Annotated in this window: 17 protein-coding genes; 5 read left to right on the top strand and 12 right to left on the bottom strand. The window is 61.7% G+C overall.

The genetic code is table 11. The features are described 5' to 3' along the window. Nucleotides 1–10: 10 nt before the first annotated feature. The 5 genes from mrdA to AACY44_RS17135 form a co-directional block, all read right to left on the bottom strand. Complete coding sequence (gene mrdA, locus AACY44_RS17115; protein WP_339416926.1) at nucleotides 11–1,909, bottom strand: penicillin-binding protein 2; 1,899 nt, start codon at nucleotides 1,907–1,909, stop codon at nucleotides 11–13. A gap of 15 nt (nucleotides 1,910–1,924) precedes the next feature. Then, nucleotides 1,925–2,392 carry a 23S rRNA (pseudouridine(1915)-N(3))-methyltransferase RlmH gene (gene rlmH / locus AACY44_RS17120; RefSeq protein WP_003176297.1) on the bottom strand — a complete coding sequence of 156 codons (468 nt, stop codon included), beginning with the start codon at nucleotides 2,390–2,392 and terminating at the stop codon, nucleotides 1,925–1,927. A 9-nt stretch (nucleotides 2,393–2,401) separates the two neighbouring features. After that, the gene (gene rsfS / locus AACY44_RS17125) at nucleotides 2,402–2,896 is read right to left on the bottom strand and encodes a ribosome silencing factor (protein WP_003237041.1); all 495 of its coding nucleotides are present in this window, start codon (nucleotides 2,894–2,896) and stop codon (nucleotides 2,402–2,404) included. Between the two features lie 69 nt (nucleotides 2,897–2,965). Continuing rightward, nucleotides 2,966–3,610, bottom strand: a complete 645-nt coding sequence (nadD, locus tag AACY44_RS17130; RefSeq protein WP_049711370.1) for a nicotinate-nucleotide adenylyltransferase — start codon at nucleotides 3,608–3,610, stop codon at nucleotides 2,966–2,968. Beyond that, on the bottom strand, nucleotides 3,610–4,875 hold the full coding sequence (locus AACY44_RS17135; protein WP_339416927.1) for a glutamate-5-semialdehyde dehydrogenase: 1,266 nt from the start codon (nucleotides 4,873–4,875) through the stop codon (nucleotides 3,610–3,612). Before AACY44_RS17135 ends, nadD begins: the two co-directional genes overlap by 1 nt. Before the next feature lie 174 nt (nucleotides 4,876–5,049). On the opposite strand from AACY44_RS17135, the gene AACY44_RS17140 reads away from it, so the two are divergent. Both AACY44_RS17140 and AACY44_RS17145 read left to right on the top strand, forming a co-directional pair. Continuing rightward, nucleotides 5,050–5,733 (top strand): DNA-3-methyladenine glycosylase, encoded by a 684-nt coding sequence (locus tag AACY44_RS17140; protein ID WP_339417051.1) that lies wholly within the window; start codon nucleotides 5,050–5,052, stop codon nucleotides 5,731–5,733. Nucleotides 5,734–5,882: 149 nt separating this feature from the next. After that, on the top strand, nucleotides 5,883–7,199 hold the full coding sequence (locus AACY44_RS17145; RefSeq protein WP_339530719.1) for a bifunctional DedA family/phosphatase PAP2 family protein: 1,317 nt from the start codon (nucleotides 5,883–5,885) through the stop codon (nucleotides 7,197–7,199). Here AACY44_RS17145 and AACY44_RS17150 read toward each other — a convergent pair. The 3 genes from AACY44_RS17150 to AACY44_RS17160 are packed head-to-tail and all read right to left on the bottom strand — an operon-like array spanning nucleotide 7,196 to nucleotide 8,875. Next, on the bottom strand, nucleotides 7,196–7,786 hold the full coding sequence (locus tag AACY44_RS17150) for an LON peptidase substrate-binding domain-containing protein (RefSeq protein WP_339416929.1): 591 nt from the start codon (nucleotides 7,784–7,786) through the stop codon (nucleotides 7,196–7,198). The two genes, AACY44_RS17145 and AACY44_RS17150, sit on opposite strands and share 4 nt — an antisense overlap. A 22-nt stretch (nucleotides 7,787–7,808) precedes the next feature. Next, nucleotides 7,809–8,525, bottom strand: coding sequence for an LrgB family protein (locus tag AACY44_RS17155; protein WP_339416930.1), 717 nt, complete (start codon nucleotides 8,523–8,525; stop codon nucleotides 7,809–7,811). Next, nucleotides 8,522–8,875 (bottom strand): CidA/LrgA family protein, encoded by a 354-nt coding sequence (locus tag AACY44_RS17160; RefSeq protein ID WP_049711365.1) that lies wholly within the window; start codon nucleotides 8,873–8,875, stop codon nucleotides 8,522–8,524. The genes AACY44_RS17155 and AACY44_RS17160 overlap by 4 nt, the downstream gene beginning before the upstream one ends. 159 nt (nucleotides 8,876–9,034) lie before the next feature. Here AACY44_RS17160 and AACY44_RS17165 point away from each other — a divergent pair, with 159 nt between their 5' ends. From AACY44_RS17165 to AACY44_RS17175, 3 genes are all read left to right on the top strand, one after another. Continuing rightward, nucleotides 9,035–9,490 carry a MaoC family dehydratase gene (locus AACY44_RS17165; RefSeq protein ID WP_339416931.1) on the top strand — a complete coding sequence of 152 codons (456 nt, stop codon included), beginning with the start codon at nucleotides 9,035–9,037 and terminating at the stop codon, nucleotides 9,488–9,490. A 104-nt stretch (nucleotides 9,491–9,594) separates the two neighbouring features. Continuing rightward, the gene (locus AACY44_RS17170) at nucleotides 9,595–11,313 is read left to right on the top strand and encodes a C13 family peptidase (RefSeq protein WP_339530721.1); all 1,719 of its coding nucleotides are present in this window, start codon (nucleotides 9,595–9,597) and stop codon (nucleotides 11,311–11,313) included. Between the two features lie 29 nt (nucleotides 11,314–11,342). After that, on the top strand, nucleotides 11,343–11,984 hold the full coding sequence (locus tag AACY44_RS17175; protein ID WP_339436978.1) for an oxidoreductase: 642 nt from the start codon (nucleotides 11,343–11,345) through the stop codon (nucleotides 11,982–11,984). An 87-nt stretch (nucleotides 11,985–12,071) separates the two neighbouring features. Here AACY44_RS17175 and AACY44_RS17180 read toward each other — a convergent pair whose 3' ends face one another. The 4 genes from AACY44_RS17180 to AACY44_RS17195 are packed head-to-tail and all read right to left on the bottom strand — an operon-like array spanning nucleotide 12,072 to nucleotide 16,289. Beyond that, nucleotides 12,072–12,356: a YceK/YidQ family lipoprotein gene (locus tag AACY44_RS17180; protein ID WP_065873690.1), complete on the bottom strand. Its 285-nt coding sequence runs from the start codon at nucleotides 12,354–12,356 to the stop codon at nucleotides 12,072–12,074. Then, complete coding sequence (gene ubiX / locus AACY44_RS17185) at nucleotides 12,349–12,978, bottom strand: flavin prenyltransferase UbiX (RefSeq protein ID WP_003219402.1); 630 nt, start codon at nucleotides 12,976–12,978, stop codon at nucleotides 12,349–12,351. The genes AACY44_RS17180 and ubiX overlap by 8 nt, the downstream gene beginning before the upstream one ends. Beyond that, complete coding sequence (gene mpl / locus AACY44_RS17190; RefSeq protein WP_339416937.1) at nucleotides 12,975–14,324, bottom strand: UDP-N-acetylmuramate:L-alanyl-gamma-D-glutamyl-meso-diaminopimelate ligase; 1,350 nt, start codon at nucleotides 14,322–14,324, stop codon at nucleotides 12,975–12,977. Before mpl ends, ubiX begins: the two co-directional genes overlap by 4 nt. A gap of 57 nt (nucleotides 14,325–14,381) precedes the next feature. Then, nucleotides 14,382–16,289 (bottom strand): sigma-54-dependent Fis family transcriptional regulator, encoded by a 1,908-nt coding sequence (locus tag AACY44_RS17195; protein ID WP_339530724.1) that lies wholly within the window; start codon nucleotides 16,287–16,289, stop codon nucleotides 14,382–14,384. Nucleotides 16,290–16,467: the final 178 nt, after the last annotated feature.

The following is a 16,467-nucleotide window of genomic DNA, read 5'->3' on the forward strand; positions in this document are numbered from 1 at the left end:
GCGGTCAAATTTACTCTTCATGGGCCGTAACCTCGGTGCTTGACGGGGGGCCGCCATATTCGGGCTTGAGCCTGCCGTCGTCGGCCAACAGCCAGGCGTCCATGATCTGGCGCACCACCGGGGCCGCGACGCCGGAGCCGGATTCGCCGTTTTCGACCATCACCGCCACCACAATTTTCGGATCGTCGGCCGGCGCGAAGCCGACAAACAAGGCGTGGTCACGGTGGCGCTCCTGAACCTTGGAGCGGTCATATTTCTCGCCTTGCTTGATCGCCACTACTTGCGCGGTACCGCTCTTGCCGGCAATACGGTATTGCGCGCCAATCGCCGCTTTGCGCGCTGTACCGCGGGCACCGTGCATCACTTGCTGCATGCCATGGTTGACCTTGGTCCAGTCCGACGGGTCACGCAGCACAATGTCGGGGATCGGGTTGTCATCCACCGGTTTTTCGCCTTCGATGGTCCGGGCCAGGTGCGGACGGTTCCAGATGCCTTTGTTGGCCACCAGCGCCGTGGCCTGGGCCAACTGCAGCGGTGTGGCCTGCATGTAGCCCTGGCCGATGCCGAGGATCAGCGTCTCGCCCGGGAACCACGCCTGGCGGCGGGTCGCGCGCTTCCATTCGCGCGACGGCATCAAGCCTGGGGACTCTTCGAACATATCCAGGGAGACTTTTTGACCGAGGCCGAACTTGCGCATATAGGTGGATAGGCGATCAATCCCCAGCTTGTGGGCCAGGTCGTAAAAATAGGTGTCGTTGGAGCGCATGATCGCGGTGTCCAAGTCGACATAGCCGTCACCGGTGCGGTTCCAGTTACGGTATTTGTGATCGTAGTTGGGCAGCATGTAGTAGCCAGGGTCATAGACTCGGCTGGAGGCCGTGATCACGCCCGCGTCCAGACCCGCAATCGCCACCGCCGGCTTGATCGTCGAACCCGGCGGGTACAGGCCGCGCAATACGCGGTTGAACAGCGGCCGGTCAATGGAATCGCGCAACTCGGCGTAAGCCTTGAAGCTGATGCCGGTCACAAACAGGTTGGGGTCGAAGCTTGGTTGGCTGACCATCGCCAGCACTTCACCGGTCTTCGGGTCCAGCGCGACCACCGCGCCACGCCGACCGCCCAGGGCCATCTCGGCGGCTTCCTGCAACTTGATATCCAGGCTCAGGACGATGTCCTTGCCCGGCACCGGATCGGTGCGTTTGAGTACCCGAAGCACACGGCCGCGAGCGTTGGTCTCGACTTCTTCGTAACCCACCTGGCCGTGCAGTTCTGGCTCGTAGAAACGCTCGATGCCAGTCTTGCCGATATGGTGGGTGCCGCTGTAATTGACCGGGTCGAGGCTTTTCAGCTCTTTCTCGTTGATTCGCCCCATGTAGCCGACAGAGTGCGCAAAGTGCGGCCCATGCGGGTAGTGCCGCACCAACTGCGCCACCACTTCCACACCCGGCAGACGGAACTGGTTCACCGCGATCCGGGCGATCTGCTCTTCGGTCAGCTCAAACAGGATCGGCACCGGCTCGAATGGCCTGCGCCCCTGCTTCATGCGCTTTTCGAAGATCACGCGGTCTTCTGGGGTCAACTGCAGCACCTCGACGATCACATCAAGGATCTGCTGCCAATCACCGGAACGTTCGCGGGTCATGCTCAGGCTGAAGCTGGGCCGGTTATCCGCGACCACCACGCCATTGCGGTCGAAAATCAGCCCACGGGTCGGCGGAATCGGCTGCACATGCACCCGGTTGTTTTCCGACAGCGTGGAGTGATAGTCGTACTGGATCACCTGCAGGAAATACAGGCGCGCAATCAGCACCCCGATTAGCCCAACCACCATAAAAGCGCCGAACACGACCCGAGCGCGTACGAGACGTGCGTCTTTCTCGTGGTCCTTGATGCGGATCGGCTGGGTCATCGAAAGAGGCGCAGATTATTTGTGATAAGGGTGCCCGGACAGAACTGTCCAGGCGCGATACAGCTGCTCACCGATCAGAATCCGTACCAACGGGTGCGGCAGCGTCAACGCTGACAACGACCAACGCTGGTCCGCCCGCGCACAGACTTCCGGCGCCAGCCCTTCGGGGCCGCCCACCATGAAGTTGACCGTACGCGAATCCAGGCGCCAGCGGTCCAGTTCCACCGCCAATTGCTCGGTGCTCCAGGGTTTGCCGTGCACTTCGAGAGTGACGATGCGCTCGTTGGGGCCGACCTTGGCCAACATGGCTTCGCCTTCCTGACGGATAAAGCGCGCCACATCGGCATTCTTGCCCCGGGTATTCAGCGGTATTTCCACCAGTTCAAGCGACAGCTCAGCGGGCAGACGCTTGGCATACTCGTGCCAGCCTTCTTCCACCCACTTGGGCATGCGTGAACCGACAGCGATCAGACGCAGGCGCACAGCCGTTCCTTATTCCTGGTCTTTGTTCAGCTTGTCGAAGTGCGCGTGGCCCACTTCCGGGCTGTGGTGCTTGCCATCGGCGGCACGGCTCTGCTCGGCGCCTTTCCACAGACGCTCCAGGTCGTAGAACTGGCGAGCGTTGGAGGTCATCATGTGCACGATCACGTCGTCCATGTCCAACAGCACCCAGTCGCTGTCGCCCTTGCCTTCTTCACCCAGCGGCTTGACGCCTTGGGCTTTGACGGCTTCGCGAACCTTGTCCAGCATCGCGCCGATCTGGCGGTTGGAGGTACCGGTGGCGATGATCATGTAGTCGGTGATGCTCTGCTTGTCGCGCACGTCCAGCACTTGGATGTCCTGGGCCTTAACGTCTTCCAGGGCCGCTACGGCGACTTTTACCAGCTCTTCGCCAGCCAGCTCAGGGCCAACGTGGGCTTCTACCGGCAGCGGGGCGCTTTTGAAGGTGCCTTTGCGCTTAACTTTGCTTACGTCTTTGTTCGTCATATAAAACTCGTTTTGCTCGTATGTACGGGCGCTCGCTGTACGACTGTGCGTACGCTCAAGCGCGCCTTTTCAGTTCGACGCACGGTAAAGCCCGTGCGCATCGATGTAGGCCAGGACCGCGTCAGGCACCAGGAAACGTACCGACTTCCCGCTGGCCAGCAGTTGACGGATCTGGGTGGCGGACACCGCAAGCGGGGTCTGCCAGACGAATGCAATATTCCCGTTCGGCCCGGTCAGGGCCAAGGGGTCACTTACCGACCGCGCGGCCAGCAGGTTGCGCAAGGCATCCGGCGGTTCGCTGTCGGCATCCGGGCGTTGCAAAACCAGGATGTGGCAATGCTGAAGGAGTTCCTCCCAGCGATGCCAAGAGGGCAGGCCGCAAAATGCGTCCCAGCCCAAAAGCAGAAACAACTGGTCATCTGCGGCCAGTTCAGCGCGCATCAGCTCCAGGGTGTCAACAGTGTAGGACGGTTTATCGCGCTTGAGCTCATGGTCGTCCACCACCAGCGGCGAGATACCTTCCACGGCCAGGCGCACCATTTCAAGGCGCTGCTGCGGCGACACCTGCGGCGTATCGCGATGCGGAGGCCGGGCGTTGGGCATCACCCGCAGCTCGTCCAGCGCAAGGGCATCCGCGACTTCCAGGGCACTGCGCAAGTGGCCGATGTGCACGGGGTCGAAGGTACCGCCGAGCAGCCCGATGCGTTTAGCCATCAAGTGCGCACATGACCGTCGCCGAACACCACGTACTTCTCGCTGGTCAGGCCTTCCAAGCCAACCGGGCCGCGTGCGTGGAGCTTGTCGGTGGAAATGCCGATCTCCGCCCCCAGGCCATACTCGAAACCATCGGCAAAACGCGTCGAGGCGTTGACGATCACCGAAGCGGAATCCACTTCGTTGAGGAAACGCCGGGCATCGCTGAAATGCTCGGAAACAATGGCGTCGGTGTGCTTGGAGCCATAGGTGTTGATGTGCTCGATGGCCTCATCCAGGTCGTCGACGATGCGGATCGACAGGATCGGCGCCGTGTATTCGGTGTACCAGTCTTGCTCGGTCGCTTCGATCACGTCCGCGCCGAGCAGCGCGCGGGTGCGCACACAACCACGCAGCTCCACGCCCTTGTCGCGGTAGATGGCAGCCAGCGGCGGCAGCACGCGATCGGCAATGCCGACGTGCACCAGCAGGGTTTCCATGGTGTTGCACGGGGCGTAGCGGTGAGTCTTGGCGTTGTCGGCGATGCGGATCGCCTTGTCGATGTCGGCAGCGATGTCGATGTATACGTGACACACGCCGTCCAAGTGCTTGATGACTGGCACCTTGGCATCGCGGCTGACGCGCTCGATCAGGCTCTTGCCGCCACGTGGCACGATCACGTCGACAAATTCCGGCATGGTGATCAGCGCACCTACGGCGGCGCGGTCGGTGGTTTCCACCACCTGCACCACTTCGGCGGGCAATTCGGCCACGGCTAGGCCCTGCTGAATACACGCTGCAATGGCGCGGTTCGAATTGATCGCCTCGGAACCGCCACGCAGGATGGTGGCGTTGCCGGACTTGAGGCACAGGCTCGCCGCGTCAATGGTAACGTTCGGACGCGACTCATAAATGATGCCGATCACGCCCAGCGGCACGCGCATCTTGCCGACCTGGATGCCGGACGGCAGGTAACGCATGTCGCGGATTTCGCCGATGGGGTCAGGCAGCTTGGCCACCTGACGCAAACCTTCGATCATGTCGTCGATACGTGCCGGGGTCAGCGCCAGGCGGTCCAGCAGGGCCGGCTCCAGGCCATTGGCGCGGCCGTTGGCCAGGTCCAGTTCGTTGGCAGTGGCGAGCTCGGAGCGCGAAGCATCCAGAGCGTCAGCGGCAGCCAACAGGGCACGGTTCTTCTGCGCAGTGCTCGCACGGGCGATCAACCGCGAGGCCTGACGGGCAGCGCGACCCAGGCGGGTCATGTAGTCAAGAACGGACTCAGTCATGGTCAGGGAGTCTTGGCATGGAGGAAAGCGGCAGATTATAGCTGTGACGCCGCCCGACTGACAGCGGTGAGGGGCGGATGGTCGAAATGAACTGTAAAAATCTGGGGTTCAGCGGTAATTAAGGTGGGAGTTGTTATGATTCCGTCACATTTAGCCGTATTCACCCTGACTGCCATGCCCAGCTCATCGCCCCTGCTCCCCGCCAGCGCCCTGCCCGACAGCTTCTTCGACCGCGATGCGCAAACGCTTGCGCAAGCATTACTCGGAAAAGTCATCCGCCATCGCGTCGGCGAAACCTGGCTTTCTGCACGAATTATTGAAACCGAAGCCTATTACGTGGCCGAAAAAGGCAGTCACGCTTCATTGGGCTACACAGAAAAGCGTAAGGCTTTGTTTCTGGATGGCGGTCATATCTACATGTACTACGCCCGTGGTGGCGATTCCCTGAACTTCAGCGCTCATGGGCCGGGTAATGCCGTGTTGATCAAATCGGCGTATCCGTGGGTCGACGCGTTGTCCGGCCCCGAAAGCCTGGCGCAGATGCTGTTGAACAATCCAAATGCCGATGGCAGCCCGCGTGCCGCTCAAAAGCTGTGCGCAGGCCAGACGTTGCTGTGCAAAGCCTTGAGGTTGAAGGTGCCGATGTGGGATGCCAAGCGCTTCGATCAGCAATTGCTCTACGTTGAGGATGTGGGCCAGGCGCCGAGTCAGATCATCCAAACCACCCGCCTGGGCATTCCCAGCGGCCGGGATGAACACTTGATGTACCGCTTTGTCGATGCTGGCTATGCGCCTTATTGCACACGGAACCCGCTGCGCCGTGGCCAGGTCGAAGGGCGCGATTATTTTTTGATTTGATTAGTAGAGGCCGCTGTTGCTGCTGAAAATTGATATCTGCAGCGCGGCAGATTCCATGTGGGAGCGGGCTTGCTCGCTCCCACAGTTGATGTGCGGCGAGTCCGGATATGAATTTGCAAGGCAGTGGCCGAATAAATGGAGTGGATTGTATGGGCCAATGGCTCGATAGCATTACCGGCTGGTTGACCCTCAACCCCGAATGGCTGGCGGTGGCGGTGTTTATCGTCGCCTGCGTGGAGTGCTTGGCCATCGCCGGGTTGATCGTGCCTGGCACGGTATTGTTGTTTGCTATTGCCGCACTCGCCGGCAGCGGCGCACTGTCCCTGAGTGAAACCTTGCTGCTGGGCTTTCTGGGCGGTCTGCTCGGTGACGGGGCTTCCTACTTTGTGGGTCGACATTTCCACCAGAACATCAGGCGTTTGCCCGGCTTGCGTCACCATCCTGAATGGATGAACGGCGCTGAGACCTACTTCCACAAGTACGGCATTGCCAGCCTCCTGGTCGGACGCTTCATCGGCCCGCTGCGCCCTATGCTGCCGATGGTGGCGGGCATGTGCGACATGCCATTTCCGCGCTTTGCGGTGGTGAGCGTCGTGGCGGCAGCGGGCTGGTCGGTGGCCTATCTGCTGCCGGGCTGGGCGACCGGCGCCGCCTTCCGCTTGCCTCTGCCCGAGGGGGTCTGGCCCGAGGCCGCAGTGGTCGCAGGATGCCTGGCCGTCCTGATCGGGCTGAGCGTGAACAGCAGCTTGCGCGGCCATCGTCGCGCTACCTTGTGGATGGGTTGCGCGAGCCTGGTGCTGTTGATCGCGCTGTTTATCGGCTACCACGCTCTGGACAACTTCGACCATGGCCTGACCGCCCTGGTGCAGGAACATCGCAGCACTTGGTTGGATGAAGTGATGGTGCGCATCACCCAACTGGGTGAATTCAAGAAGATGTTTTTCGCCAGCGCCGTGTTCACCGGCCTGCTGCTATTGGCACGCCAATGGCGCCATGCGGTGTTTGTCGGCGTAACGCTGGCGGGCGCTGCGGTGATCAACACCGGGACCAAGCTGTTTTTCGCTCGCGGACGGCCGGAAATCCTTACAGACCCTTTGACCAGCTTCAGCATGCCCAGCGGCCACGCGTCCGGCGCTTTCGCGTTTTTCCTGGCCCTGGCGATCCTGGCCGGTCGCGGGCAACCCACACGGCTGCGCCTGACGTGGATGCTGCTGGGCTGCATTCCGGCTGCATTTATCGCGCTGTCGCGGGTCTACCTCGGCGCCCATTGGCCCACGGACATCCTGGCCGGCACACTGCTGGCGATGACGGTGTGTGCGTTCAGCCTGGGCATCAGCCAGTACCGAAGCCCGCTGCCCGCCATGTCACAAAAAACCTGGTGGCTGTTGTTGCCGGCGCTGATTGCGGTGCTGAGCTTCATCGCACTCACCGGCACGCCGCATGCTCTGCTGCGCTACGCCTATTAAGTGAACAGCTCCCCCTGCAATTCATCGAGCAGCATCTGGATCGCATCCAGGCGCTGCTGCGGGTCGTCGAGTTGCAGCAGGTCGACCTTGTCGGCTTCGGTGAAGGGCAGCAGGTACGCCAACTGATTGCCCAAGGCTTGCTGTCCGTCGGCGTGCGCATCCATGTCCAGCGAAGCAACCATGGGGTGCTCGGCCAACGCCTGCAGCAGCGCCAGCAGGTCGGCGTCCTCTTCTTCCAGCGGTTGGTCAGGCAGTTCTTCGAGCCATTGCACGTCGGCCACCAGCAATTGGTCCCTCTGCACGCCCGCATCCCGCACGCGGAACCTGCGACCGCCTTCGACCCGAATCCCCAGCAGGCCGTTGTCCTGTTGTTTGAAGTCGCGAATCAGCGCTTCACAGCCGATCAGCGCGTAGCCGTCCGGGGCCATGCCCACTTCCCTGCCGTCGAGGATGCACACCACGCCGAAGCTTTCGCCCTTTTTCATGCAGCGGCTGATCATGTCCAGGTAGCGCGCCTCGAACAGTTGCAGGTCGAGGGTGCAGCCAGGGAACAGCACGGTATTTAGCGGGAACAGCGCCAGACTCATAAAAGGTTTCCTTAACCCCGATTTAAACGATCACCGACACAGCCAGCGGCAGCAGCACCGCCGTAGCTACGCCCATCAGACTCATGGCCAGCGCCGCAAAGGCGCCGCACTCTTCGCTTTCCTGCAGGGCCACCGAGGTGCCGACAGCGTGGGCGGTCATGCCCAGGGCCATGCCTCGCGCTTCGGGGCTGTACACGCCCAAGCGTGAAAGCAGTGACGGGCCGACCATCGCCCCCACCACCCCGGTGATCAGCACAAACACCGCCGCCAACGCTGCCACGCCGCCGATCTGCTCGGCCACCAGCATGGCAATCGGCGAGGTCACCGACTTGGGCGCCATGGTCATCAACATCATGTGCTCAGCGCCAAACCACCAGCCCAGTAGCACACACAGGCCGGTGGCCAACACCCCGCCTACCACCAGCGTAGTAAAAATCGGCCAGAACAATTGGCGAATCCGTCGCAGGTTCAAATACAGCGGCACGGCCAGCGCCACCGTCGCCGGGCCGAGCAGGATGCCCATGATCTCGGTGCTCTTGCGGTATTCGGCGTAGCTCAGGCCACAGGAGAGCAACACGCCGATCACCAACAGCATGGAGACCAGCACCGGTTGCAGGAACACCCAACGGGTCTTCTCGAACCCTGCCAACACCAGTTGATAGGCACCGAGGGTGATACCAATGCCGAACAAAGGGTGATGAATCACCGCCGTCCACGCGCCCTGCCAGTCGAAGGTCATTGATCCTTCTCCTTGCGCTTGACCATGTGTTGCATCAGCACACCGACAAACGCCATGGCGATCACCAGCGACAGCACCAGCGCGCCGACAATCGCCCAGAAATCAGCGGCAATGTCCTTGGCGTACACCATTACCCCCACCGCCGGCGGCACCAACAGTAACGGCAGGTAACGCAACAGGCTGCTGGCCGCCAGGCTCAGGGGCTCGCCGACTTCGCCGCGCCACACCAGGTAACCCAGCATCAGCAACAGGCCGATGATCGGCCCCGGCAGCACCGGCAGCAGCAAATGATTGAGTGCCGTGCCGATCAATTGAAACAGCACCAGCCATGTCAGACCGCGTAACAGCATCCGTTTTCTCCCCCTCAAAACGTGTCGGCATTATAAGCATGCCCGCCGTATGCTCAGGCATTCGCCAAAAGCATGGTGGGTTGACCCGACCTGTTGCCCATGATGATCTACATTGAAGTTCGCCCACTGATAAAAACCGATGAACCAAGGAGAGACGCAATGCCTTATATACCCGTAGCGCAGCTCAACGATTATGTCGGCAAGGAACTGGGACGTTCCGAATGGCTCACCATCGACCAGGCGCGCATCAACCTGTTCGCAGAGGCCACAGGCGATCATCAGTTCATCCACGTCGACCCGGTCAAGGCCGCGCAAACACCGTTCGGCAGCACCATCGCCCACGGCTTCCTGTCGTTGTCGCTGATGCCCAAGCTGATGGAAGACATCCTGATCATGCCTGAAGGCCTGAAGATGGCCGTCAACTATGGCCTGGACAGCGTGCGCTTTATCCAGCCGGTAAAGGTTGATTCCAAGGTGCGGCTGAACGTGACCCTGACCGACGTCACCGAGAAAAAGCCTGGTCAATGGCTGTTCAAGGCTACCGCCACCCTGGAAATCGAAGGCCAGGAAAAACCCGCCTACATTGCCGAGTCGCTGTCACTCTGCTTCGTGTAAGCCTTGCCTGTGGTGAGGGGTAAAACCTCACCACTGTGTATGTAAATTTATGTATGAAACTCGCGGCTGCGGCATACTCGGCGCTCAATTACCCGGATCCCGCTATGCGCCCCCTCGCTCCCCTTGCCCTTGCCCTGTTGCTCACCGCTTGCGGAGACGGCGAATCGCTGTTGCCGCCCGATGCGCGCCTGCCCGACGGCGGCCGTTACCGGGGCGATGTGGTCAATGGCTTGCTGCAAGGCCAGGGCCGTGTGGACTACCCCAATGGCAGCTGGTACGCCGGCCAGTTCGACAAAGGTCAATGGCACGGCCAGGGCGAATGGCATGGCAGCAATGGCGAAGTCTATAAAGGTCAGTTCAAACAGGGCCTGTTCGACGGCCAGGGCAGCCTGACCACGGCGGGCAGTCACTATGTGGGCGGTTTCAAGAACGGGCGACGCAACGGCGAAGGCACCCTCAAAGAGGGGCAGATGACCTATCGCGGTGAATTCAAGAACGACCAGTATTCCGGCCTCGGCCGCCTGGAACTGGCCGACGGCAGCCAGTACCAGGGCCAGTTCGCCCACGGCAAGCCGAATGGCGAAGGCCAGCGCAACGATGACAGTGGCAACCAGTTCAGCGGCCATTTCGTCGATGGCCAACTGGAAGACAACGGCACGTTCAACAGCGCCGACGGCGACATCTATGTCGGCCAGTTCAAACAGAACCAGCTCAACGGCAAAGGCCGCTATGAGAACGCCGACGGCGACGTGTGGATCGGCCAGTTCAAGGAAGGCGCGCTCAGCGGCAAAGGCGAGTTGATTGGCGTCGATGGTAGCCACTACGTGGGTCAGTTCAGCGATTGGCGCTTTACCGGTGAAGGCCGCCTGAACCTCACCGACGGCAGCTTCTATATCGGCGGCTTCGACAGCGACAGCTACCAAGGCAAAGGCACCCTCGTCCTCACCGATGGCACCGTACAGGCCGGCACGTGGGTCAATGGCCTGCGTGTGCGTGATGCCGACGGCAAATTATTGCCCGACCCACTGGAAATCGGCGTGCTGGCCCAGGGCCGCCTGCTGGATACCGCCCTCGCCGAAGTGCCCGCCTCCACCCCCGCCGTGGAGCTGTACACCCTCGCCGTGGCCGGTGACGGCAAACAGAGCGTGTTCCTGCGCGAGGCCGATTACGTCAGCAACCTGCTCGCAACGCGTTTCGGCGCGCGCGGGCAGATTCGCCTGGTCAATCACCGCGACCACATCGCCGACCGCCCCCTGGCCACCCGCGAAAGCCTGCGTCGCGCCGTGCAAACCCTGGCCGAACGCACCGGCCCGGAAGACTTGGTGTTTATTTACATGACCAGCCACGGCACCCACGAACACGAACTGGTGCTGGACCAACCGCGCATGGAACTGGCGGACCTGCCTGCCGATGAGCTGGCCGCCGTGATGGCGCCGTTGAAGAACCGCGACAAGATCGTGGTGATTTCCGCCTGCTATTCCGGCGGCTTCATCCCGGCACTCAAAGATGAGCGCACGCTGATCATGACCGCCTCGCGGGCCGACCGTGTGTCCTTCGGTTGTTCCGAGGAAGCCGACTTCACCTACTTCGGCGACGCCCTCTTCGCCCAAGCCTTCAACCAGACCGACGACCTGCAGCAAGCCTTCAAGCTGGCGCAACTGCATGTGGCCGAGCGCGAGCAGGCGGACAGCTTCGAAGCCTCCGAACCGCAGATATGGACCCCCAAGGGCGTCATCGCCCATTGGCACTTATTACGCAAACAGCAGGCACGAAAGGCGCTCGAAAGCGTCTCAATGAATAGCAAGGAAGCCAAAGGCAACTAAGCTGTAACGTGTAACGAGGGGGAAACACCATGTACCTGACTCCGCAGCATATCTTGCTCGCTGGCGCCTCCGGCCTCGCCGGCGAACACCTGCTCGACCGCCTGCTCAACGAACCCACCGTGACCCGCGTGCTGGCACCCAGCCGCAAGCCACTGGCCGAACACCCGCACCTGGAAAACCCGGTGGGCGACCCGGCGGTGCTCCTGCCGAAACTGAGCGGCCAGGTGGATATCGCCTTTTGCTGCCTGGGCACGACCATCAAACAGGCGGGCTCCGAAGACGCCTTCCGCGCGGTCGACCTGGACATGGTGGTGGCTTTCGCCAAACGTGCGCGGGAACTGGGCGCGCGACACCTGATCGTGGTCAGCGCGATTGGCGCCGACCCGAAGTCCTCGATCTTCTACAACCGCGTCAAAGGCGAAATGGAGGAAGCGTTGAAGGCTCAGGATTGGCCACAACTGACCATCGTGCGACCGTCGCTGTTACTCGGGGAAAGGCTGGAGCCGCGCTTGGCCGAACAGTTGGCAGGGCCGTTGTCGCGATTGATTCCTGGGAAATACCGCGGCATTGAAGTGTGCGAACTGGCCCGCGCCATGTGGCGCCTGGCCCTGGAAGAGCAGGATGGGGTGCGGGTGGTGGAGTCGGATGAGTTGCGCAAGCTGGGCAAGTAAACCGATTTAATTATCTGGCAGAGATTCAAATGTGGGAGCGGCGGTTCGACGCTCCCACGTTGGTTTTGTGCTGCCTTCCAGATAGGGTTAGAGGCCACCGGTAGCGTTGAAGCCAACCCCAAGTACCGTCAACACCGACAGCGGCAACAACAGCGTATCGAGCAACGCACTCGCCGGAAGATCCACACCGGGATAGCTCGGCGCCTCGGCACCAAACCTATCCTTGGCGCAACACCCCCCATTCATCGCATACAGATCCAGGCGCGTACCGGCATACACCACCGGCGCGCCTGGCTTTGCCGCATCCAGCGTGCGCGCAGTGGCGCAGCCCGTCAGATGCAACGCCAGTACGATCAGCAGCGCCTTATTCATCACTGCTCAAATGATGCTCGCCCCAACGCGGCAGCATGTCCTGAGGGATATTCAGCAGGTTGAGAATCCGCGCCACCACAAAATCCACCAAGTCATCGATGGTCTGCGGCTGGTGATAAAAACCGGGCGAGGCCGGCAAAATCGTCACGCCCATGTTCGACAACTTGAGCATGTGCTCCAGGTGAATGCTCGAATACGGCGCTTCACGGGGCACCAGGATCAACTGCCGGCGCTCCTTCAACGTCACGTCTGCTGCGCGTTCGATCAAGTTGTTGCAGGCACCCGTGGCGATTGCCGACAGGGTGCCCGTGGAACACGGCACCACCACCATGGCCGCCGGCGCGCCGGAGCCGGAGGCCACGGGCGACATCCAGTCCTCTTTACCGTAAACCTTGATCTGCCCCGCCGCCGCACCGGTGTACTCAGTGAGGAAGGCCTGCATCATCTGCACCTTGGGCGGCAGCGCCACATCGGTCTCGGTGGCCAGCACCAACTGCGCGGCCTTGGAGATCAGGAAGTGCACCTCACGGTCTTCGCGCACCAGGCAGTCCAGCAGGCGCAAACCATAGGGCGCGCCGGACGCACCGGTCATCGCCAGGGTGACGCGCTCTGGGCCGCTCATTTCAGCGCCTCGGCCAGCTTGCCGTGCAGGCCACCGAAGCCGCCGTTGCTCATGACCACCACATGCGTGCCCGGTTTGGCCTGTTGCTTGACGTGCTCAATGATGCCTTCGATGGAGTCACACACGGTTGAGGGCACCGTGCACAGCGCGGCAATCGCCGGCAGGTCCCAGCCAAGGTTGGCCGGCGCGTACCAGACGGCCTCGTCGGCGTCGTTGACGCTTTCCGGCAGGCCATCGCGGTGTGCGCCAAGCTTCATGGAGTTGGAACGCGGCTCGATAATCGCAATGATCGGCGCATCACCGACACGCTTGCGCAGGCCGTCCAAGGTAGTAGCAATGGCCGTTGGGTGGTGGGCAAAGTCGTCGTAGATGGTAATCCCATTCACGTCGGCGACTTTTTCCATACGGCGCTTCACGCTTTTGAAAGCACTCAACGCGGCAATGCCCATGGAAGGCACCACGCCCACATGCCGCGCGGCAGCGAGGGTAACCAAGGCGTTGGCGACGTTGTGCTGGCCGGTCATGTCCCAATCGACAATGCCCTGGGGTTTGCCTTCGAACAGCACTTCAAATCGGGAACCGTCTTCGCTGAGCAGCTTGACCTGCCACTGCCCGCCCGCGCCGGTGGTTTGCACCGGGGTCCAGCAGCCCATCTCGATCACACGCTGCAGCGCCGGCTCGGTGGTTGGGTGGATCACTAGGCCTTCGCTCGCAATGGTGCGCACCAAATGGTGGAACTGACGCTCGATGGCCGGCAGATCAGGAAAGATGTCAGCGTGATCGAACTCCAGGTTATTCAGGATCGCCGTGCGCGGGCGGTAGTGAACGAACTTGGAGCGTTTGTCGAAGAACGCACTGTCGTATTCATCGGCCTCGATCACGAAGAACGGCGTATCGCCCAGGCGCGCCGACACCGAGAAGTTCTGCGGCACGCCGCCGATCAGGAACCCCGGGCTCATGCCCGCATGCTCCAGCACCCAGGCCAGCATGCTGCTGGTGGTGGTTTTGCCGTGGGTGCCGGCAACCGCGAGCACCCAACGGCCTTGCAGCACATGGTCCGCCAGCCATTGCGGACCAGACACATAGGGCAAACCTTTATTGAGTACGTATTCGACCGCCGGGTTGCCACGGGACATCGCGTTGCCGATCACCACCAGGTCCGGGACCGTGTCGAATTGCGACGGGTCGTAGCCTTGAGTCAGCTCGATGCCCTGGGCCTCGAGTTGCGTGCTCATGGGTGGGTAAACGTTGGCATCGGAGCCTGTCACGTGATGGCCCAGCTCTTTGGCCAGTACTGCCATCGAGCCCATGAACGTGCCGCAAATACCGAGAATATGAATGTGCATAGTCGACCTCGTAAAACATCGAGGCAGGTTAGCGCAGAGGGGCGAAAATCGCACCTTTTAGCTGAGGGTGTGACGCGCGATGCCGTGCCGGCGCAGCTTTCTATACAGCGTGTTGCGGCTCACGCCCAACTGCTCTGCCGTGTGCGTCATGTGCCAGCGCTGTTGCTGCAACGCCGTGAGCAGTGCGAGGCGTTCGGCGTCTTCCAGTGGCGATTCCACAAGCTTGGCCTGCGCGGCTGCCACGGGACGGGGCTGGCGAATCTGCGCGGGCAAATCGTCAAGGCCAACACGCCCCTCGTCGCACAACGCCACCAGCGTGCGCAATACCGTGCGCAGTTGGCGCACGTTTCCCGGCCAGGCGAAAGCCAACAGCGCCCCACGCGCCGCCGGGTCGAGCGATACGGCCTCACCGTTGGCTTCCTGTGCCAGCAGAAATTCGAGCAACTGGGATTTGTCACTGCGCTCGCGCAAAGGCGGCAACCCAACTTCCAGGCCATTGAGCCGGTAGTACAAGTCCTCGCGAAAACTGCCTTCCTGCACACGTTCCAGAAGATTGCGGTGGGTTGCGCTGATAATTCTGACGTTCACCGCCTGGGGCTCACCGCCGAGCGGCACCACCAGCCGATCCTCCAGCACCCTTAATAGACGGGTTTGCAGCGCCAGAGGCATATCGCCGATTTCATCCAGGAACAACGTGCCGCCGTCGGCTTGCTGCAGCTTGCCTTGCATGCCCTCTTTGCGCGCGCCGGTAAAGCTGCCGCCGCGATAGCCGAACAGCTCGCTTTCAATCAGGCTCTCCGGAATCGCCGCGCAGTTGAGCGCAACAAACGCCTTGTCGGCACGCTGGCTGGCCAGGTGCACAGCCTTGGCGAAGGCCTCTTTGCCGGAGCCGGTTTCGCCATTGATCAGTAACGGCACATCGCGCTCGAACACACGCAGCGCCTTGCTGAAACCCAGTTGCAGCGCCGGGTCGCCCAGGCAGATACCGGGCAGGTGCGGCCGCGCCACCACACCAGGTTTGGCAACGGGCGCCGGCGCGCTGCGCGACTGGCCACGCAACGCCGCGAACAAATGCCGACCATCACGGGTACGCAACGGCCAACTGGCGGTGGCATTCGCGCTGGCGCGACCGAGCAACTGATCCAGGGAGCACTCGAAAAACGCCTCCACCGGCTGCCCAAGCAAATGGCCACGCAGTTGCCCCAACAGGTTCAGTGCACTCTGGTTGACCGCACAAATCCGCCCCTCGCCATCGAACGCCAGCAGGCCTTCGCTGAACAACCCTACCGACTCCGCCTGCAAGTGGAAGCGCAGCAGCCAGTGGTGTTCAAAGTGACGCAGGAAGTAGCAACTCTCGATCATCTTCGCCGACAGGTTCACCAGTGCCATGGTGTGGAACTGGCTCTGGCGCGACACTGCTTCCCGCGCCGACGACACATCCAGCACGGCCAGCAGGTCGCCGTGGGGGTCGAACACCGGGCTCGCCGAACAGGTCAGGCCCGTGTGACGGCCACGAAAATGCTCATCGCGATGAATGGTCAGGGACTGGCGCTCAACCAGGCAGGTGCCGATGCCGTTGGTGCCTTCGCAGGCTTCGCTCCAATCAGCGCCCAGCCAGAGCCCGGCGCGCTCGAAGATCTTGCGCTCGGACGGCGCAGTGACGCAGTTGAGGATCACCCCGCGCGCGTCAGTCAATAACACCGCATGCCCGGCACCGGAGAGTTGCTGATGCAGGCTGTTCATCTCGCTGCCGGCGATGTGCAGCACCTGCTGCAGGCGCTCGCGGCTTTCCAGCAAGCGACCATGTTCAAGCACAGTGGGTGCAATGGTTTGCGCAGGGTCAAGGTGGTAGTCCTCCAGGCAACGCAGCCAGGAGCGAGCGATGGAAGGATCGCTGGACGGGTCGCGGCCATGCGCCACGGTCAGAACCTGTTGGGCATGGCGACTGAATTGATCGTTTTGCATTTCTTATTATTCTCCCTGCGTGAGAACGCCCAGCATCCCCCAGCCATCCAGGCATTGCAATCCCGGGTCGACCCACCGGTCACAGGCTGTACCGCTTGTGGCACAAACTGTCACATGACCTGTATCAGCCCTGCCACAGCAACGCCTTGCAATAATGCACAACCCCTTGATTTACCTG

Origin of the sequence: Pseudomonas sp. RA_15y_Pfl1_P11, from assembly GCF_963970975.1 — a bacterium.
In the GTDB taxonomy this organism is placed as follows: Bacteria; Pseudomonadota; Gammaproteobacteria; order Pseudomonadales; family Pseudomonadaceae; genus Aquipseudomonas; species Aquipseudomonas tritici.